Source organism: Gordonia iterans, assembly GCF_002993285.1.
Taxonomy (GTDB): Bacteria; Actinomycetota; Actinomycetes; order Mycobacteriales; family Mycobacteriaceae; genus Gordonia; species Gordonia iterans.
Map to the genome: position 1 here is coordinate 196,935 of NZ_CP027433.1, position 18,680 is coordinate 215,614.

The following is an 18,680-nucleotide window of genomic DNA, read 5'->3' on the forward strand; positions in this document are numbered from 1 at the left end:
CGTCACACACCGCACCACTCGGCGACGCATGCACCTCAAGCCAGCACGCCTGAAGCTCGCGGGCTGGTTTTCGTACTAAGGCCGGTACTCCGATCGGAGCGGCACGCTATGCCGCGGGCAGCCGGGTAAGGCTCTCGGTCCCGCTGATTGGAAAACGCGGCAAAAACATAACACGCGGCTTCACCGCGGCCGGCATGGCGTTACCTAGATCACCACTACCGCTCGGTAAGCCCGCGAGTCACCGTTCGGCCGGCGCGACGGCGACCGCGGCATGGCGTCCGGCCCGGCGGCCGAAATACGACCCCTCGCCCAGCTGCGTGCCACTGGCGTAACCCTTGCCGTCCTGGGCGATGTTGGCTGCACACGCCCCCGCCGCGTACAGACCGCCGATCACCGACCCGTCGGGGCGCCGCACCTGACCGTCCACCGTGGTGGCCAGGCCTCCCATGGTGAAGCCCGCATACAGCGCTTTGCCGAGGGTCATGTCGAAGGCGGCCCACGGGCCGGTGTCCTGAGCGGCCAGGAACTCCGCGCTCTTACCGAAGTCGGGGTCTTCACCACGCGCGGCATGCTGGTTGTATCTGTCCATCGTGTGCCGCAGCGCCGCCCGGTCGATGCTCAGGCCGTCGGCCATCTCCTCGATCGTCTCCCAGCCGTCGATGAACGGCGCGAGCGGGAACACCGGACGCTCCAGGTGCGCCTCGTCGACGATCAGGTACGCCGCGCAGTCCGGCTGATCCATCACGAATCCCGAGGTCCGGGAGTGATAGGAGTCCTCGGCGACGAAGCGCTGCCCCTCCTTGTTGACGACGAGCCCGGTCAGCAGGATCGACGGCGGGTACACCGGCGCGGTGATGAACGCCTGGTCCATGTGCTTCAGCTGCGCGCCGACCGAGGCGCCCAGCCGGATACCGAGCCCGTCGTCGTATGTGCTGCCCAGCGTGAACGGCTTCTCGGCGAGTTGCGGCACATACGCGGCGACCATGTCCGGGTTCATCACGAATCCGCCGGCCGCGATCACCACCGACGCCGTACGGATGCAGCCCTGGGCGCCGTTCACGTTCTTCCAGCGCACTCCGACCACCCGGCCGTCCGCCGCCGGATCGACGACGAGGGACCGCCCACCGGTCTCGTAGCGGATCTCGACACCGGCCTCGGCCAGACGTTCGGTGAGCAGGCCGATCACCATCCCGGCGCCGCCGGTGTCGCCGGGCACCGGAACCTTGTGGCCGCGCGGTGCGGGCACGGCTTCGGAAACGAACGGCCACACCTTCTCGTTGCCGGTGTACATCAGCCCCTGCGTCTGCGGCTGGATCACCGCCTTCTCCGGGTAGTAGCTGCGCTCGAACTCGAAGCCCAGCGCTTCGAGCCAGTCGAAGTGCTCGACGCTGTCGGCGCAGTAGGCGGCGATCTTGTCCGGTTCGGGGTCGCGGGAGACCGCCGTCAGGTACTTGGCCATCTCCTCGGCCGAGTCGTCGTGCCCGGTGGCACGCTGTACCGCGGTGCCGCCTCCGAGGTAGAAGTGCCCGCCCGCCAGACAACTGGTGCCGCCGGCCTGGGCCGCTCGCTCGAGGATCAGCACCGTCGCGCCGGCGCGGGCCGCTTCCAGCGCCGCGCAGCATCCCGCCATCCCGGCGCCGAGGACGAGGACGTCCACGGTGTCGGTGAAGTCGGCGACGTCGTCGACGGAAATGGTCTCAGGCAGTTCCAGGCCGCTCATACGAACAGACTAGAACACGTTCTACTTCTCCGGTAGAGATCAGGCGGCAGACCCTCAGCGCGGGTCCAGACTCTCAGCGCGGGTCCAGACTCTCAGCGCGGGTCCAGACTCTCGGCGAGCTTCGACAGCGCCGCGGCGACGTCGCGCAGCGCCTCGCCGACCTGCCGGCGCACCAACAGCTGCTCGTCGGGCAGCGCCTCCACCGCGGCGGAGACCGACTCGACGGCCTGCGAGGCCGCCGCCGTCGACGCCGCGACCGTCGTGACCTTCATCGTGGACAGCTCCGCGAACCGGTCCTCGTTCTCCGGCACGGAGTCGGCGACCCGGGCATGCCGATGCGCGGTCGGAGCAGGTGTTGCCGGCGCAGACGCGGTCTGCGGCGCAGCGGAGACCGGAGCCACCACGGTCCGCGACGAGCCGTCCGGCTCGATCACCTCGATGAACGAGGTCCGACTGCGGTCGGCGTAATCGTTGACCTGGAGCAGCGAACCGAGGTCGCGCAGATCGCTCACCCGGACCTCGGGACCCGCACTCGCCGGGGGCGGGGGTGCCGGGAAATCGCCGGTCGACCCCTTGTTCCGGCCTTTGCCCTTGCCCTTGCCGTGTTTGGCAGGCTTCTGCTTGCCGTGCTTGCTCGGTTCCACTTCGTCGGTCACAGTCTCCTCCGGCTCGTACGATTCGACGACGGGGATCGTCTGCGGCGCAGACGGCGGTGCTGCGGGCTTCGGCGGCGACGGACTCGGATCCGGGACCGCGCCACGCCGCACCGGATCCACGGTGGTGCGGAGCGGGTCGGCGGACCTGCCCGCCGGGATCGGGGCCGCCGCTGCCGTCGGAGCCTGTGCGGGAGGTGCGGCACGGGGCGCCCCGGGACCTGCGGCCTCGGCGAGACCGTGACGCGCACGGGGCGCGGGCTGGGTCGGCCAGACCGCCGCCGAGGACGGTGCCGCCGGAAACGGAGCCGAGGGAACAGACGCCGCGGCAATCGGATACGACGGGGGGCTCGCCGAGTATCTCGGGGGCGGCGTGAGCGAATCCGGCGCGGCCACCGGAGCCGCCAGGAAGCGATGGGCTCCACCGTGGCCCTCATACAACGTGCAGGCGCCCCCGGCCGCCGAAATACCGTGGCACGGATCGAGAATCCGTCCGGCCTGCGGACCGCGCGCGTAGTCGCCCCACATGACCCAGGCGCGCCGCACCGTCCCGCCGCGACCGCCGTCGCTGCTGTGCAGGCCGGAGTGACCGTCGGAGAGGTCGCAGCCGACCAGCGAGGACCCGCCCGGGCGCAGGCCGAGCAAGGCGCTGTCGGCCGGGCCGACCACGATCGACGACCAGCAACCGTCTGGCGCCATGCTCGATTCACCTCGTCTCGCGTGTGCGGGACACACAGGGGACCGCGCGCGGAGTTCCACGTCGAACCCCGCCGCAGCGGTCCCGCTCCCGGGGAGCAGTCTACGAAGTCTGCCGACGACCCGCTAGAACCTGCCGGACGACGCGCCGACGAGTTCGGGCAGGGCGACCTCGGCGAAATCGCCGCCGCGGAGCACGAAGCCGCGCGAGCCGGCCTCCCGAGCGGTGCGCGGATGGTCGGCGCGAAAGTGACAGCCGCGGGACTCCGTGCGTGCCGTCGCTGCCGCCACCACCGCCCGCGCAGTCAGGGTCAGCGCCGCATCCTCGGCGGCCTCGCGCGAATCCTGGATCCGCGGCGCCGCCGCCGCCAGGAACTCGCCGGTCGCAGCCAGCCCGTCCGCGTCGCGCAACAGCGCGACCCGCGCGGACATCCGGTCCTGCAGCGCCGATCGGTCGGCGGCCCGCCGGATGTCCGGAACCTCCACCCGGACGGCGGGGACCGGTTCGTCACGGCGTTCGACGGCGACGGCGGCCGCCCGCCGACCCATCACCAGCCCCTCGAGGAGACTGTTCGAGGCCAGCCGGTTGGCGCCGTGGAATCCCGTGCGGCCCACCTCGCCCGCGGCCAGCAGGCCCCGCACGCCGGTGCGCCCGTGCGGATCGGTCACCACCCCGCCGCAGAGGTAGTGCGCACCGGGCACCACGGGCAGCCGCCGGTCGTCGAGGGACACGCCGGCGGCCCGCACACCGGCGAGGACGGTCGGGAAGCGCTCCTCGACGTCGGCGATCCCGGAGACGTCGAGATACACGTGCGGGGCGCCCGTGCGTTCCATCGCCGCCGTGACCGCGCGGGCGACGACGTCACGCGGGGCCAGGTCGCCGAGCGGATGCACACCGTCGGTGACACTCGCACCGTCGACGTCGAACAACCGGCCCCCTTCGCCCCGCAGCGCCTCGCTGACGAGGGTGCGACGGCCGCGCGCGCCTGGCACGTAAAGCATCGTCGGGTGGAACTGGATGAACTCCAAGTCGGCGACCGCCGCCCCCGCCCGCAGCGCGAGTGCGATTCCGTCGCCGGTGGCGCCCGCCGGATTGGTGGTGGCCGCATACAGATGCCCCACCCCGCCGGTGGCGAGCAGCACGGTCGGCGCCCAGACCGCGCCGTCGCCCCCGTCGTCGGTGTACGCGACGCCTGCCGCCGTCCGGTCCGGCGCGGTGAGGATCTCGGTGGCGCGCGCGTCGTCGAGCACCCGCACCCCGGTCGGCCCCAGCGCCGCCCCCAGCGCCGCCTGCACCTGTGCGCCGGTCGCGTCGCCGCCGGCGTGGATGATCCGCCGGACGCTGTGCCCGCCCTCCCGGGTGCGCAAGAAGCGGCCGTCGGCCCCGGTGTCGAACCGGGCGCCCCAGTCCACCAGGCCCGCCACCGCTGCCCAGCCGGCCGCGACGATCTGCTCGGTGGGCTCCCGGACGGTGAGCCCGGCACCGGCCGCGAGGGTGTCGTCGACGTGCAGCGGCTCGCTGTCGTCGGGGTCGTCCGGGTCGACCACGGCGATCCCGCCCTGCGCGTAGAAGGTGGAGGTGGACTGCTCGAGCTCCTCCGGACGCCACGCCCGACCCTTGTTGAGCACCACCACGTCCAGGCCCGCCTCGGCCGCGGTCAGCGCCGCGGTCAGCCCGGCCACCCCGGCTCCGACCACCACCAGGTCGGCCCTGATCTCGGCGCCCATCGTCGCACCACCCTTCGTGTCGACCGGTTATCGACCCATGATCGAAAACCTGTCCCCGCACACTACGCCCGCACCCCTGCGCGCGCCATGACCACCCCGAATCGCCGGCCGCCGACGACGCCGATCAGCGGCGTTCGGCAGCGCGTGACCCGAGCAGCATCGCCGGGCAGGATCGGCCGAGGTCACGAAACTCGGCTCGCGCTGCCTCCGGGGCTACACTCCGGGACGTGATGACGCAACAGCCCGACGACCACTCCAGGGAACAGTTGCCGACCGTGCCGGCGACCCGGGAGGTCTCACGTTTCGCGGCCACCGCGGCGCAGACCGCCTTCGGCATCGGCCGTTTCCTGGCCGGTTCCGCCAACGACCTGATCCACGGAAAGAAGCCGACGGCGTCGAACATCGCTCACGAGGTCCGCGTGACCTTCGAACACCTCGGCCCCACGTACGTGAAGCTCGGCCAATTGATCGCCTCGAGTCCGGGCGTGTTCACACCGGCGATGTCAGAGGAGTTCGAGTCACTGCTCGACCAGGTCCCCCCCGCCCCGGCCGCCGAGGTCCACCGGATCATCGAGTCCGAACTCGGCAGGCCCGCCTCCGAGGTCTTCGCGACGTTCGACGACGCACCGATCGCCTCCGCCTCGATCGCGCAGTGCCACACCGCGACGCTCGTGACCGGCGAGGAGGTGGTGGTGAAGGTGCAGCGCCCGGGCATCGCCGACCGCCTCGCGCCGGACGTCGCGATCCTCGAACGCGTCGCCGGGCTGGTCGAAGTCTCCGAGTACGGCCGCATGCTGAGCGCGCGACACGTCGTGGAAGACTTCGCCGACGGCCTCAACGCCGAGCTCGATTTCCGGAACGAGGCCACCACCATGGAGGAGTGGTTCGAGTGCCTGCAGCCGGGCCCCTTCGGCGACCGGGTGCGAGTCCCGAAGGTCCACCACGACCTCACCACCGCCAAGGTGATGACGATGGAGCGCATCTACGCGACCCGGATCGACGACGCCGCCGCCGTGCGGGCAGCCGGGCACGACGGCGAGGCGCTGTGCCGGAACCTTCTGCTCTCCCTGCTCGACTCGGCCTTCCACGGCGGGCTGTTCCACGGCGACCTGCATGCCGGGAACGTGCTGGTGGACGATGAGGGCAAGCTGGTCCTGCTCGACTTCGGCATCGTCGGCCGGTTCAACGCCCGCACCCGGCGGATCCTGCGCCAACTCGTCGTCGACCTGATCGTCAAGCAGGATTACGACTCCGCAGGCCGTGCGATCTTCCTGCTCGGTGCGGTGCACAAGCCGGGTTCGACGGTGAAGGGCGGCGAAGATCTGAAGAAGGTCGCCGCCCCGCTGTCCACCACCGAGCTGGGCTCCATGAGCTACACCGACCTCGGCCGTCAGCTGGCCGCGGTGGCCAAGGCCCATGACGCACGACTGCCGCGGGAGCTGGTCCTCGTCGGCAAGCAACTGCTGTACGTCGAGAAGTACATGAAGCTGCTCGCGCCCCGCTGGAAAGCGATCTCCGACCGGGAGATCTACGGATACATGGCCGGGATCATGAAGGAGGCCGAGCGCGATCGCCGCGCGGCCGCGGAGCAAGATCGCCGCGCCGACCTCACCCGTCCGGTACAGAAGCGGGCCGAACTGGAATAGGCTGTACCGCACACGTGGTCGGAATACGCTGACCCCTGCTGCTTGGAGCCGAAACACATGAGACGACTCGGGATGGCCCTGCTGGCCTTTTTCGGGATCGCGTGCATCGCCGCGGCGATCACCATCCCCACCTACTTGGTACCGAAGCTCAAGGTGGTGCCCCTCGACCTCGACATCACCTCGGATTCGACCAGCATCGCCGCACTGAACAACACGGGAGAACGATTCCCGGCCGTCATCTTCGACCGTTGCTCGGTCTCCGAGGACCGGGCGAAGCTGCTCACCGTCAGCCTCAAGCAGCAGCGCCGGTCCGTCGTCGTCGACCCGTCCGACGCCGATCAGGCCACCATCCAGGCCGGGCAGAGCGTCCTGGTCGACCGGATCCGGGAGGAGAACGGCGAGGAGGTGCATCCGACCGTCGCGCCCGCCGACAGCGAGCGCACCTGCCGTGACGGCCTGCTGACCGCCAACATCGACCGCGTCTCGCTCGACCGGAAGACCTCGGCCCCCAACGGCGTCATCAGCTCGCTGCAGATGGAAGCCGATCCCGAGGGCGTGCCCGTGGAAGACGTGTCGGTCCGTCTCGACGACCGCAAGGGCTTCCAATACAAGTTCGGCTTCGACGTGCAGAAGCAGGACTACTACTACTACGACCTCAACACGCGGGCCGATGCCGTGGCCAAGTTCGTCGAAGAGACGACGATCAACGGCCTGAAGGTCTACCACTTCCGGGCGGACGTGCCCGAGACGGACATCTCCAACCTGCCCAACCCACAGGGCGAGGCGCCGCTGGGCACCATTCTGACCATGCCGGCCGAATGGTGGGGCATCACGGGCCAGGGCGTGCGCCCGAACACTCCGGTCACCATGCACCGGCACGCCGCCGCGGTCCGCAACGTGTGGGTGGAGCCGGTCACCGGCACCATCGTGGACGGCTACGAGGAGCAGCACCAGTACTTCAAGAGCCCGGAGGGCACCGAGGATCTCCCCGAGGCGATCACCGGGTTCCAGATGGACGCGCTGAAGGCCAACTTCAAGCTGACCGATCAGACGGTGTCGGAGCAGACCGACCGTGCCAAGGAGTACGTGAACTTGCTGAAGTGGGGCGGCACCTACGTGCCGATCATCCTCGGCGTGCTCGGTGCCCTGCTGCTGATCCTGTGGGGCTGGCTGACCTTCCGCGGCCGTGACGACGACGGCACCGGCAACGACGCCCCGCGCGGCGGCGCCCCCACCGGCGACGAGGCCGCCGAACCGGTGTACACCACGCCCGAGGCGCCGACGGAGGTCCTCGGCACCGACACCTCCGGCCCCCCGGCCGGCCGGGGCCCCGGGGCCACCGCATCGGCCGCGGCCGGCGGGGCGGCCCTGAGCGCCGACGAGTACTGGGCGCCGGAGACCCCGACGACCACCGCCGAACGGGTCGACACCGAGGCCGACACCATCGTCTTCGAACCGATCCCGGACCCGGAGGCGCCGTCGGCCCCTCGGCACGGCCGGACGGACTGAGCGGCTCCGCCTGGCGGACGACGACGGGCGCCGAACCTCTTCGCGAGGTTCGGCGCCCGTTGTCGTACCAGGCCCGCTAGACCCTGCGCGCCACAGCCCGACCCGCGGCGCGGCCGGAGAAGATACAGCCGCCGAGGAAGGTGCCCTCCAGCGCGTTGTAACCGTGCACACCGCCGCCGCCGAAGCCGGCGACCTCACCGGCGGCATACAGCCCGTCGAAGACCTGGCCGTCCGGCCGCATCACCTGGGCGTCCAGGTTCGTCTCCAGGCCGCCCAGGGTCTTGCGCGTCAGGATGTTCAGCCGGACCGCGATCAGCGGTCCGCTCTCCGGGTCGAGGATGCGATGCGGCTTGGCCACCCGGACCACCTTGTCGCCCAGGTAGTTCCGCGCGTTGTGGATGGCCATGATCTGCGCGTCCTTGCTGTACCCGTTCTCCACCTGGGTGTCGCGGGCCGAGATGGTGCGCTCCAGGTCGGCGAGGTCGATGTGCCCGCCGCGACCGAGCTCGTTCATGCCGGCGACGAGGTCGGGCAGGTTGTCGCGCACCACGAAGTCGATGCCGTGGTCCATGAACGCCTTCACCGGCCCGGGTGCGCCCTTCGCCAGCCGCGATTTGACCACCGTCTTGAACGACTTGTCGGTCAGGTCCGGATTCTGCTCGGAACCCGACAGCGCGAACTCCTTCTCGATGATGTCGCCGGTCAGCACGAACCACGAGTAGTCGTACCCGGTGGACAGAATCTCCTTCATCGTGGAGTTGGTGTCGAAGCCCGGGAAGTTGGGGGCGGGCAGCCGGTTGCCGTTCGCGTCCAGCCACAGCGACGACGGCCCCGGGATGATCCGGATCGCGTGGTCGGACCAGACCGGGTCCCAGTTGTGGATGCCCTCGGTGTAGTGCCACATGCGGTCGCGGTTCACCAGGTTGGCGCCGGCCTGCTCGGTGATGCCGAGCATCCGGCCGTCGACGTAGTCGGGCACACCGGCGATCATGTGCTCGGGCACCGGCCCGAGGCGCTCGGTGGGCCAGTTCTCCCGGACCATCTCATGGTTGTGCCCGATGCCGCCGCTGGTCACGATCACCGCGCCGGCGCGGATCTCGAAATCTCCGGTCTGCGTTCGCGAACTCTTGATGCCGCGCTCGGTATCGCTGGGCTCGAGCACCGAACCGCGCACTCCGACTGCCGCGCCGTCGTCGTCGAGGATTAGTTCGTCGACCCGGTGCCGGAACCGGAACTCCACCAGACCCTTCTTCTCCGCCTCGAGTACCGGTTCGGCGAAGATCCGCACCACCTCCGGACCGGTGCCCCAGGTCAGGTGGAAGCGCGGGACCGAGTTGCCGTGCCCGTCGGCCACTCCCCCGCCGCGCTCGGCCCAGCCGACCACCGGCGTGAACCGGAGACCCAGGTCGTGCAGGTAGTCGCGCTTCTCGGTGGCGGCGAAGTCGACATAGGCGCGCGCCCACTGTCGCGGCCAGTAGTCCTCGTCGTCGCGGTCGAAGCCGGCCGAACCGAGCCAGTCCTGCAGTGCAAGCTCCGGCGAGTCCTTGATCCCCAGTCGCCGCTGCTCAGGGCTGTCGACCAGGAACAGGCCGCCGAGGGACCAGAACGCCTGTCCGCCCAGATTCTTCCGGTTCTCCTGGTCGACGACGATCACCCGTCTGCCCGCCTTCGTCAGCTCGAAGGTGGCCACCAGTCCGGCCAGGCCGGCTCCCACCACGACGGCATCGGCCTTCGCTTGCTCGCCCACGGACAACTCCTTCATCCCGATCTCACGGCCCCTACTGTGGCCCATCACACAGCGTAGTCAACCGCCGGTCCACGACCCCTTTTTGCTCCCCCGTTATCTTTCCGTTATTGTTCGACTCGAAGTAGACCCCGGGTCCTTGTACCCTTTTGGACGCGCGCCGCCCCAGGCGCATCGAAACGTCGGGGTTTCGCACATACGACCAGGACCACACCGGTCTCGATCGCTAAGGAAGTCGAATGTTCTCCAGCGCCCGCAAGCGCCTGCTGGCCATCACGTTGGCCACCGCCACCGCTCTGGGCGGTGCCGCCCTCGTCGCCTCCCCGGCCGAAGCCCGCGGCTGCGCAGGCTCCGTCGAACGCGTCCACTCGCCGTCGATGGGCCGCAGCATCCCCGTGTGCATCGTGAGCGCGGGCAAGCCCGCGGGCACCCTGTACCTGCTCGACGGCCTGCGCGCCCCGAACAACAACAGCGGCTGGAACATCAACACCAACGTCTCGCAGTTCATGCGCGGCAAGGGTGTCAACCTCGCCATCCCCTACGGCGGCGGCGGCAGCTTCTACACCGACTGGGAACAGCGCGACCCGCGCCTGGGCAAGAACAAGTGGGAGACCTTCCTCACCCGCGAGCTGCCCTCGTACATGACCCGCAAGCACCGCGCCATCCCGAACAAGAACGGGATCGCCGGTCTTTCGATGTCGGGCACCTCGGCGCTGAACATCGCTTCGCGTCACCCGGGCAAGTTCCGCGCCGTCGCGTCGTACTCGGGTTACCCGACCGTCACCATGCCGGGCTTCAACCAGGGCATCCAGGCGTCGGTCGCCGAGATGGGCGGCAACCCCGTCAACATGTGGGGCATCTGGCCGGCCGGTCAGTGGGCCGCGAACGATCCGTTCCTGACCGCGGGCGCCCTCGCCGGAAAGCGCGTCTACGTCTCCTCGGGCACCGGCCTGGGCAGCAAGTACGATCCGTCCCTGATGCCCGGCAGCCCCGGCTTCAACGCCGTGAAGTTCGCGCAGATGGTGCCGCTGGAGGTGGCCGCATCGGTGAGCAGCCAGCTGTACATCGCTCGCGTCGCCACTGTGCCCGGCGTGCAGCTGACCACGCACATCAGCCCGGACGGCGACCACTGGTGGACCTACTGGCAGGACCGCTTCAAGGAGTCCTGGCGCACCACCTTCGGTCCGGCGCTGCGCTGATCCGCTGCGCCTGACGACCCGATAGGGTCCAAAGACACCGGCCGGGGTGGGCAATCCGATGGGATTGCCCACCTCGGCCGTTTTCTGTCCTCAGTCAAGACTAGGGTGGACGGCATGGCAGCCGGACAGACCATCCTCACCGTGAAGTCCAAGTATGCGATCTTTCTGACCCTGCGCATCGAGCCGGACGGCGTGACCCGCGTGCGCGACACCCTGGAAGGACTCACCGGCCGAGTGCGGACGGTCGGCTCACGCGATCCCGAGTCCCGGCTGAGCGTCATCGCCGGCATCGGCTCGGACGCCTGGGACCGCCTGTTCAGCGGCCCCCGGCCCAGGCAGTTGCGTCCGTTCAAGGGTTATGCCGGCGAGGTGCACACTGCTCCGTCGACCCCGGGCGACATCCTCCTGCACATCAAGGCGCAGACGATGGACGTCTGCTACGAGATCGGGCAGATCCTCACCACCGATTTCGGGGACTCGGTGCGCACCCTCGAGGAGATCCACGGCTTCCGCTACTTCGATCTGCGCGACCTGACAGGCTTCGTCGACGGCACCGAGAACCCCGAGGGCGACGCCGCACTCGAGGCCATCACCGTCTCGGAGTCCGAGGATCCGGCGTTCGCCGGCGGCAGCTACATCACCGTCCAGCGTTACGAGACGGACATGGCCAAGTGGAACGCACTCAGCGTCGAGCAGCAGGAAGCGGTGTTCGGCCGCACCAAGTCCGAGAACATCGAGATGGACGAGGACGAGAAGCCGATCAACTCGCACATCGCGGTGAATCAGGTCGAGGACGCCGAGGGCAACCAGCTGCAGATCGTGCGCGACAACATGCCGTACGGCAACGCCTCCGGCACCGGGATCAAGGGCACCTACTACATCGCCTACTCGAAGAACCCGGACATCACCGACGAGATGCTCGAGAAGATGTTCATCGGCGATCCACCCGGCAACTACGACGCTCTGCTCGACTTCACCACCGCGGTCACCGGCTGCGAGTTCTTCGCCCCGCGCGCGGACTTCCTCGACGACCTGCCGCCCGCACCCGCCGGCGCGAAGTCCGAATCCACTGCACCGGCCGGACCCCCTTCGCCGGTTGAGCCCCCTTCGCCGGTTGAGCCCCCTTCGCCGGTTGAGCCCCCTTCGCCGGTTGAGCCCCCTTCGCCGGTTGAGCCCGTCGAAACCCTGTCCGACGGCTCGCTCGGCATCGGCAGCCTCCGCTAGCCCACCCACGACCACCCGCACCGACCGTAGGAGACCTGATGAACAACCTGCACCGCGAACTCGCCCCCATCTCGACGGCCGCCTGGGCCGAGATCGAGGAGGAGGCCACCCGCTCGTTCAAGCGCAACAGCGCCGGACGCCGCCTGGTCGACGTCAAGGGGCCGCTCGGCCTGGACGTCGACTCGGTCACGGTCGGACGCCGTTCCAAGATCGACTCGCCCGGCGAGGGCATTCACGCCTTCATCCGCCACGCACAGCCGTTGGTGGAGCTGAAGGTCCCGTTCACCGTCTCACGCGAAGCCATCGACGACGTCGACCGCGGCGCCTCGGACGCCGACTGGGATCCGGTCGTCCGTGCAGCCAGCGAACTGGCGCGCGCCGAGGACCGCGCGATCTTCGAGGGTTTCACCGCGGCCGGCATCACCGGGATCACCGAGGCCGCGTCGGACGAGGCGATCGACCTGCCCGAGGACGTCGTCGACTATCCGGAAGCCATCAGCAACGCGATCAACCGGCTGCGCCTCAACTCCGTCGACGGCCCCTACTCGCTGGCGCTGAGCGCGGATCTGTACGCCGCGGTGAACGAGACCGTGAACGACGGCTACCCGGTGCAGCAGCACCTGAAGCGGATCCTGGTCGACGGCGAGATCATCTGGGCCCCGGCTATCACCGGCGCGGTGCTGGTGAGTACCCGAGGCGGCGACTTCGAGCTCGCCATCGGTCAGGACGTGTCGATCGGTTACGACTCGCACGATGCCGACGTGGTGAACCTGTACTTCACCGAGTCGTTCACCTATCTCACCTACACCGCTGAGGCCGCCGTCCCGCTCCGCGAGAAGAACTGACGCACGGGCCCGCAGCCCGGCGAGGGCGCGTCGCTCTCACGCCGGGGACGCGAGCCGAGTAATCCGGTCGCTCAGCCTGAGCGGGTCCGCGTACTGTGGATCGGGTGCTGATCCGCCTGCTGCGCACGTATGTGCTGCGTTACCGGGGAGCGATCGCGGCGGTGGTGTTGCTGCAGTTCGTCGCCACCGGGGCCATGCTGTATCTGCCTACGCTGAACGCTCACATCATCGACGACGGCGTCGCCAAGGGCGACACCGGCTACATCCTCACCACCGGCGGCTGGATGCTGGCGATCTCGGCGGCGCAAGTGGTCAGCGCCGTGGTCGCGATGTACTTCGGCGCGCAGGCGGCCCTGGGCGCCGGGCGGGACATCCGGCGCGACCTCCTGCACCGGATCAACGGCTTCTCCGCGCGCGAGGTCGGCGGGTTCGGGGCGCCGTCGCTGATCACCCGTACCACCAACGACGTCCAGCAGGTCCAGCTCCTCGCCGTGATGTCGATGTCCATCCTGGTGATGGCGCCGATCATGGGGATCGGCGGCATCGTCATGGGTATGACGGTGGCCTTCTCGATCTCCTGGATCCTGGTGGTCGCCGTCCCGGTGCTCGGCCTGACGATGGGCCTGATCATCGCTCGCATGATCCCGGGCTTCCGCGCCATGCAGGACCGGATCGACGCGGTCAATCGCGTGCTGCGCGAACAGATCACCGGAATCCGCGTGGTCCGTGCCTTCGTCCGCGAACGCCATGAGATCGACCGGTTCGCCGTCGCCAACACGAGTCTGGCCGACGCCTCCCTGCACGTCGGCCGGATGATGGCCCTGATGTTCCCGGCGGTCATGCTGATCACCAACCTCACCCTCATCGCCGTGCTCTGGTTCGGCGGTCACCGGGTCGCCGACGGCACCGTGGAGATCGGCGTGCTCACCGCGATGATCAGCTACGTCATGCAGATCATGATGGCGGTGATGATGGCGTCGTTCCTGGCCATGATGGCCCCGCGCGCCGGCGTCTGCGCCGACCGCATCTGCGAGGTCCTGGACACCGAGACCTCGGTCCTGCCGCCCCTGGCGCCGCAGCCGATCACCGGCGACCCGGCCGTCGTCGAGTTCGACGACGTCGCCTTCGGCTATCCCGGTGCCGACGACCCGGTGCTCAGCGGCATCGGCTTCACCACCGCGCCCGGTACGACGACGGCGATCGTCGGCTCCACCGGCTCGGGCAAGACCACCCTGCTGAACCTGGTCCCACGTCTGATCGACGTGACCGGCGGAGCCCTCCGGGTCGGCGGCGTCGACGTCCGCGATGCCGACCCGGCGGAACTGCGCCGGCACATCGGCCTGGTTCCGCAGCGCGCGTATCTGTTCTCCGGCACCGTCGCGGAGAACCTGCGCCAGGGCAAGCCGGATGCGACCGAGGCGCAGATGTGGGAGGCGCTGACCGTCGCCCAGGCCGCCGACTTCGTCCGGGCCATGCCCGAGGGCCTCGACACGGAGATCTCCCAGGGCGGCACCACCGTCTCGGGCGGGCAGCGCCAGCGCCTGGCGATCGCCCGGGCGCTGATCCGCAGGCCGGCGATCTACCTGTTCGACGACTCCTTCTCGGCGCTCGACCTGGCCACCGATGCCCGCCTGCGCGCCGCACTCGCGCCCGCCACCCGCGACGCGGCGGTGATCGTCGTCGCCCAGCGGGTCTCGACCATCACCTCCGCGGACCAGATCGTCTGTCTCGATCAGGGCACAGTGGTGGGAGTCGGCACCCACGACGAGCTCCTACGCACGTGCCCCACGTACGCGGAGATCGCCGAATCCCAACTCGCGATCGGACAACTCTCGTGACCCGGCCGGGTGGTGGACCGCCGGGAATGGCCGGCCCCACCCTGGAGAAGGCCAAGAGCTTCACTCCCACGCTCAAGCGCCTCGTGCGCAAGCTCAGCGCGTACCGCGGAAGACTGAGCGTCATCCTGCTCGCCATCGTGGGTTCGGTGGCGCTGACCGCGGTCGCACCGCGCGTGCTCGGTCACGCCACCGATCTGCTCTTCGACGGGGTGATCGGCGCCCGGCTGCCGTCCGGACTCTCCAAAGAGCAAGCGGTCGACGGGCTCCGCGCGCAAGGCCAGCACACCTTCGCCGACATGGTGTCGGCGATGGACGTCGTCCCCGGCCGGGGCATCGGCTTCGACGCCGTCGGCCGGGTCCTGCTGGTGGTGCTGCTCCTGTACGTCGGCGCGTCGCTGTTGGGCTGGCTGTCGGGCTATCTGCTGAATCAAGTGGTGGTCGGCACCGTCACCGCCCTGCGCGCCCAGGTCGAGGCCAAGGTGCACCGCCTGCCGCTCTCGTACTACGACCGGTCGGCCCGCGGCGACCTGCTCAGCCGCGTCACGAACGACCTCGACAACCTGTCGCAGAGCCTCCAGCAGACGATCAACCAGTTGCTGAATTCGATCCTGATGGTGATCGCCATTCTGGTCATGATGCTGACGATCTCGCCGCTGCTGTCGCTGATCGCGGTGGCGACGGTGCCGCTCGCCGTGATCGCGACGGCCGTGATCGCCAAGCGCTCCAAACCGCACTTCATCGGCCAGTGGGCCTCGACCGGCAAGGTCAACGCCCTGGTCGAGGAGACCTTCACCGGACATCAGCTGGTCACCGCGTTCGGTCGGCAGGCCGAGGTGGAGGCCGCCTTCGACGAGCAGAACGAGGCGCTCTACCGCTCCAGCTGGAAGGCACAGTTCATCTCCGGCATCGTCATGCCGACGATCATGTTTCTGGGCAACCTCAATTACGTGGCGGTGGCCGTCGTCGGCGGTCTGCGGGTGGCGACCGGTCAGCTCAGCCTCGGCGAGGTGCAGGCCTTCATCCAGTACTCCCGCCAGTTCACCCAGCCGCTCACCCAGATCGGCTCGATGTTCAACCTGATGCAGAGCGGGGTGGCCTCCGCCGAGCGGATCTTCGAGGTGCTCGACGAGCCCGAAGAGTCGCCCGATCCGACCGACCCACAGACCCCGTCGTCCGATGCCGGCCGCATCGAGTTCGACGACGTCAGATTCCGCTATCGCGAGGACCGCCCGCTGATCGAGCACCTCTCGCTGGCGGCCGAACCCGGGCACATGGTGGCGATCGTCGGGCCGACCGGCGCCGGCAAGACGACCCTGGTGAATCTGATCATGCGTTTTTACGAGGTGGACTCCGGGACGATCTTCGTCGACGGCACCGACGCGGCGGCGATGACCCGCGACGACCTCCGCGAGCGCACCGGCATGGTGCTGCAGGACTCGTGGCTGTTCGGCGGGACGATCTACGAGAACATCGCCTACGGGGACCCGACCGCGACCCGCGAGGAGGTGATCGCCGCCGCGAAGGCGAGCCACGTCGACCACTTCGTCCGGACCCTGCCCGACGGTTACGAAACGGTCCTCGACGACGAGGGCGGCGGCGTCAGCGCGGGGGAACGGCAGCTGATCACCATCGCGCGGGCCTTCCTCGCCCGCCCGAGCATCCTGATCCTCGACGAGGCGACCAGTTCGGTGGACACCCGCACCGAGCTCCTGATCAGTCAGGCGATGGCGAATCTCGCCAGCGACCGGACGAGTTTCGTGATCGCGCACCGGCTCTCGACCATCCGCAACGCCGACCTGATCCTGGTGATGGAGAACGGCCGCATCGTCGAGCAGGGAACCCACGACGAGCTTCTCGCCGCCCGCGGCGCCTACTTCGACCTGTACGACGCGCAGTTCGCGGCACCGGTCGAGTAGGACGTTTCCGCCGTCGTCTCTCCCCGAGCAGCATCAGCTCGTTGAGCAGCCTCCCCGGCCGAACGAGCCGTTCTTCCCGCTCGTCGAGCCGGACCGAGGCGCCAGCCGAGGTCCGTGTCGAGACGCGGCGCCGAGACTTGCTGTTCGGCTCGCTACGGACGCGTCACACGCACCCGAATCGGAGGCGGCGTGGGCGCAGCATTGGCAGGATGGCGTCTGTGCCGTCACCGCCTACTGCCTCCCCGCACCGCCTGCGTTCGGAGCGGCGGCCCCGTTCACGCCGTTGCCACCCCATCAGAGAATCGAGATTTCATGCCCAGTAACGACTTTCGTGCCCTGCTGATCGACAAGGACGGCGACGACCAGACCGTCTCCGTCCAGCAGGTCGACACAGACCGGCTGCCCGAGGGCGACGTGACCGTTCGCGTCACCGCCTCCACGGTCAATTACAAGGACGCGCTCGCCGTCACCGGCGCGAGTCCGGTCGTCCGCAGTTTTCCCATGGTTCCCGGGATCGACCTGGCGGGCGTCGTCGAGGAGTCGTCGAACCCGAAGTGGAACCCCGGCGACGAGGTCGTCCTCAACGGCTGGGGCGTCGGCGAGAAACACTGGGGCGGTCTCGCCGAGTACGCCCGCGTGCGGGGCGAGTGGCTGGTCCCGCTGGCTCCCGAATTCACCGCCGAACAGGCGATGGGGATCGGCACCGCCGGATATACCGCCATGCTCTGTGTCCTGGCGCTCGAGAAGCACGGCGTGACACCGGATTCCGGCGAGATCCTGGTGACCGGCGCCGCCGGCGGTGTGGGCAGCGTCGCGATCGCCGTCCTGCATCGGCTGGGGTATCGCGTCGCCGCCGTCACCGGCCGCGAGTCCGAGACCGAGTACCTCACCGCGCTCGGCGCCGAGCGGATCCTGCCGCGCGCCGACTTCACCGAGCGCGGCAAGCCCCTCGCGAAGGAACTGTGGGCCGGCGCCGTCGACGTGGCGGGCGGTCAGGTCCTGGCCACCGTGTGCTCGCAGATGAAGTACGGGTCCGTGGTCGCCGCGTGCGGCCTCGCCGCGGGCATGGGGTTCCCGGCGACCGTCGCGCCCTTCATCCTGCGCGGGGTCACGCTGGCCGGAATCGACAGCGTCTACCGTCCCCTCGCCGATCGCGAAGAAGCCTGGCGGCGCCTCGGGCGCGACCTCGACCCCGCCGTCCTCGCCCCGATCACCGGCACCGTCGCGCTCGACGACGTCGCGACGACCGCTGCCGACCTGCTCGCGGGCCGGGTGCGCGGCCGGGTCGTCGTACCGCTGAACGCCTATCCCTAGCCGGATCCGATCCGGGCGGGCCCCGTCCCGGCACCTGCGCACGTCCTCACCCACCCCACACAGGAGTCCCCCGATGACCGAAGCACCCGTCAGCCGTTTCCCCGTCCCCGAGCTGGACGAGCTGCCCGACGACGTCCGCACCCGGATCCTCGACGTCCAGGAGAAGTCCGGCTTCGTGCCGAACGTCTTCCTGGCCCTCGCGCACCGGCCGGACGAGTTCCGCGCGTTCTTCGCCTACCACGACGCGATCATGGACAGGCCCGGCAACCTCACCAAGGCCGAGCGCGAGATGATCGTCGTCGCCACCTCCGCTCCCAACCAGTGCCAGTACTGCGTGGTGGCGCACGGCGCGATCCTGCGAATCCGGGCCAAGAACCCGCTCATCGCCGATCAGGTCGCCACCAACTACCGCAAGGCGGACATCACCGAGCGGCAGAAGGCGATGCTCGACTTCGCGTCGAAGGTCTCCCAGGAGGCGTACGCGGTGAACGACGAGGACTTCGCCACCCTGAAGAGTCACGGCTTCGACGAGGAGGACGTGTGGGACATCGCGGCGATCTCGTCGTTCTTCGGCCTCTCCAACCGGATGGCCAATGTGCTCTCGATGCGCCCCAACGCCGAGTTCTACGCCATGGGCCGCTGAGCGTT

The 18,680-nt window shown here is 69.3% G+C and carries 13 protein-coding genes; 9 read left to right on the plus strand and 4 right to left on the minus strand.

Annotated elements, in window-relative coordinates:
- Positions 1 to 238 precede the first annotated feature (238 nt).
- The 3 genes from C6V83_RS00900 to nadB all read right to left on the minus strand — a co-directional run bounded on the left by C6V83_RS00900 (position 239) and on the right by nadB (position 4,797).
- Positions 239 to 1,720 carry an FAD-binding protein gene (locus tag C6V83_RS00900; RefSeq protein ID WP_105940807.1) on the minus strand — a complete coding sequence of 494 codons (1,482 nt, stop codon included), beginning with the start codon at positions 1,718 to 1,720 and terminating at the stop codon, positions 239 to 241.
- Between the two features lie 92 nt (positions 1,721 to 1,812).
- Positions 1,813 to 3,072, minus strand: coding sequence for a hypothetical protein (locus C6V83_RS00905; protein ID WP_105940808.1), 1,260 nt, complete (start codon positions 3,070 to 3,072; stop codon positions 1,813 to 1,815).
- Positions 3,073 to 3,195: 123 nt separating this feature from the next.
- On the minus strand, positions 3,196 to 4,797 hold the full coding sequence (gene nadB, locus C6V83_RS00910) for an L-aspartate oxidase (RefSeq protein WP_105940809.1): 1,602 nt from the start codon (positions 4,795 to 4,797) through the stop codon (positions 3,196 to 3,198).
- A gap of 230 nt (positions 4,798 to 5,027) precedes the next feature.
- On the opposite strand from nadB, the gene C6V83_RS00915 reads away from it, so the two are divergent.
- Both C6V83_RS00915 and C6V83_RS00920 read left to right on the plus strand, forming a co-directional pair.
- Complete coding sequence (locus C6V83_RS00915) at positions 5,028 to 6,443, plus strand: ABC1 kinase family protein (RefSeq protein ID WP_105940810.1); 1,416 nt, start codon at positions 5,028 to 5,030, stop codon at positions 6,441 to 6,443.
- 57 nt (positions 6,444 to 6,500) lie between these two features.
- A complete protein-coding gene (locus tag C6V83_RS00920) occupies positions 6,501 to 7,952 on the plus strand; it encodes a DUF3068 domain-containing protein (protein WP_199832559.1) in 1,452 nt (483 codons plus the stop codon).
- A 76-nt stretch (positions 7,953 to 8,028) separates the two neighbouring features.
- Here the strand turns inward: C6V83_RS00920 and C6V83_RS00925 are convergent, their stop codons facing one another.
- A complete protein-coding gene (locus C6V83_RS00925) occupies positions 8,029 to 9,699 on the minus strand; it encodes an FAD-binding dehydrogenase (RefSeq protein ID WP_234353808.1) in 1,671 nt (556 codons plus the stop codon).
- A gap of 236 nt (positions 9,700 to 9,935) precedes the next feature.
- Here C6V83_RS00925 and C6V83_RS00930 point away from each other — a divergent pair, with 236 nt between their 5' ends.
- The 7 genes from C6V83_RS00930 (at position 9,936) to C6V83_RS00960 (ending at position 18,675) form a co-directional block, all read left to right on the plus strand.
- Positions 9,936 to 10,895 carry an alpha/beta hydrolase gene (locus C6V83_RS00930; protein WP_105940812.1) on the plus strand — a complete coding sequence of 320 codons (960 nt, stop codon included), beginning with the start codon at positions 9,936 to 9,938 and terminating at the stop codon, positions 10,893 to 10,895.
- A 114-nt stretch (positions 10,896 to 11,009) separates the two neighbouring features.
- Complete coding sequence (locus tag C6V83_RS00935; protein WP_105940813.1) at positions 11,010 to 12,119, plus strand: Dyp-type peroxidase; 1,110 nt, start codon at positions 11,010 to 11,012, stop codon at positions 12,117 to 12,119.
- Between the two features lie 38 nt (positions 12,120 to 12,157).
- Entirely contained in the window at positions 12,158 to 12,964 is an 807-nt protein-coding gene (locus C6V83_RS00940; RefSeq protein ID WP_105940814.1) for a family 1 encapsulin nanocompartment shell protein, read from the plus strand.
- 104 nt (positions 12,965 to 13,068) lie between these two features.
- Positions 13,069 to 14,802, plus strand: coding sequence for an ABC transporter ATP-binding protein (locus C6V83_RS00945; protein ID WP_105940815.1), 1,734 nt, complete (start codon positions 13,069 to 13,071; stop codon positions 14,800 to 14,802).
- A complete protein-coding gene (locus tag C6V83_RS00950; RefSeq protein WP_105940816.1) occupies positions 14,799 to 16,718 on the plus strand; it encodes an ABC transporter ATP-binding protein in 1,920 nt (639 codons plus the stop codon). Before C6V83_RS00945 ends, C6V83_RS00950 begins: the two co-directional genes overlap by 4 nt.
- A gap of 312 nt (positions 16,719 to 17,030) precedes the next feature.
- Complete coding sequence (acuI, locus tag C6V83_RS00955) at positions 17,031 to 18,032, plus strand: acrylyl-CoA reductase (NADPH) (protein ID WP_105940817.1); 1,002 nt, start codon at positions 17,031 to 17,033, stop codon at positions 18,030 to 18,032.
- A gap of 73 nt (positions 18,033 to 18,105) precedes the next feature.
- On the plus strand, positions 18,106 to 18,675 hold the full coding sequence (locus tag C6V83_RS00960; RefSeq protein WP_105940818.1) for a peroxidase-related enzyme: 570 nt from the start codon (positions 18,106 to 18,108) through the stop codon (positions 18,673 to 18,675).
- The last annotated feature ends 5 nt before the right edge of the window (positions 18,676 to 18,680 follow it).

Coding starts and splice junctions, on each gene's coding strand:
- C6V83_RS00960 (WP_105940818.1), top strand. CDS start 18,106: ATGACCGAAGCACCCGTCAGCCGTTTCCCCGTCCCCGAGCTGGACGAG.
- acuI (WP_105940817.1), top strand. CDS start 17,031: ATGCCCAGTAACGACTTTCGTGCCCTGCTGATCGACAAGGACGGCGAC.
- C6V83_RS00920 (WP_199832559.1), top strand. CDS start 6,501: ATGAGACGACTCGGGATGGCCCTGCTGGCCTTTTTCGGGATCGCGTGC.
- C6V83_RS00905 (WP_105940808.1), bottom strand. CDS start 3,072: ATGGCGCCAGACGGTTGCTGGTCGTCGATCGTGGTCGGCCCGGCCGAC.
- C6V83_RS00915 (WP_105940810.1), top strand. CDS start 5,028: ATGACGCAACAGCCCGACGACCACTCCAGGGAACAGTTGCCGACCGTG.
- C6V83_RS00930 (WP_105940812.1), top strand. CDS start 9,936: ATGTTCTCCAGCGCCCGCAAGCGCCTGCTGGCCATCACGTTGGCCACC.
- nadB (WP_105940809.1), bottom strand. CDS start 4,797: ATGGGCGCCGAGATCAGGGCCGACCTGGTGGTGGTCGGAGCCGGGGTG.
- C6V83_RS00935 (WP_105940813.1), top strand. CDS start 11,010: ATGGCAGCCGGACAGACCATCCTCACCGTGAAGTCCAAGTATGCGATC.
- C6V83_RS00900 (WP_105940807.1), bottom strand. CDS start 1,720: ATGAGCGGCCTGGAACTGCCTGAGACCATTTCCGTCGACGACGTCGCC.
- C6V83_RS00940 (WP_105940814.1), top strand. CDS start 12,158: ATGAACAACCTGCACCGCGAACTCGCCCCCATCTCGACGGCCGCCTGG.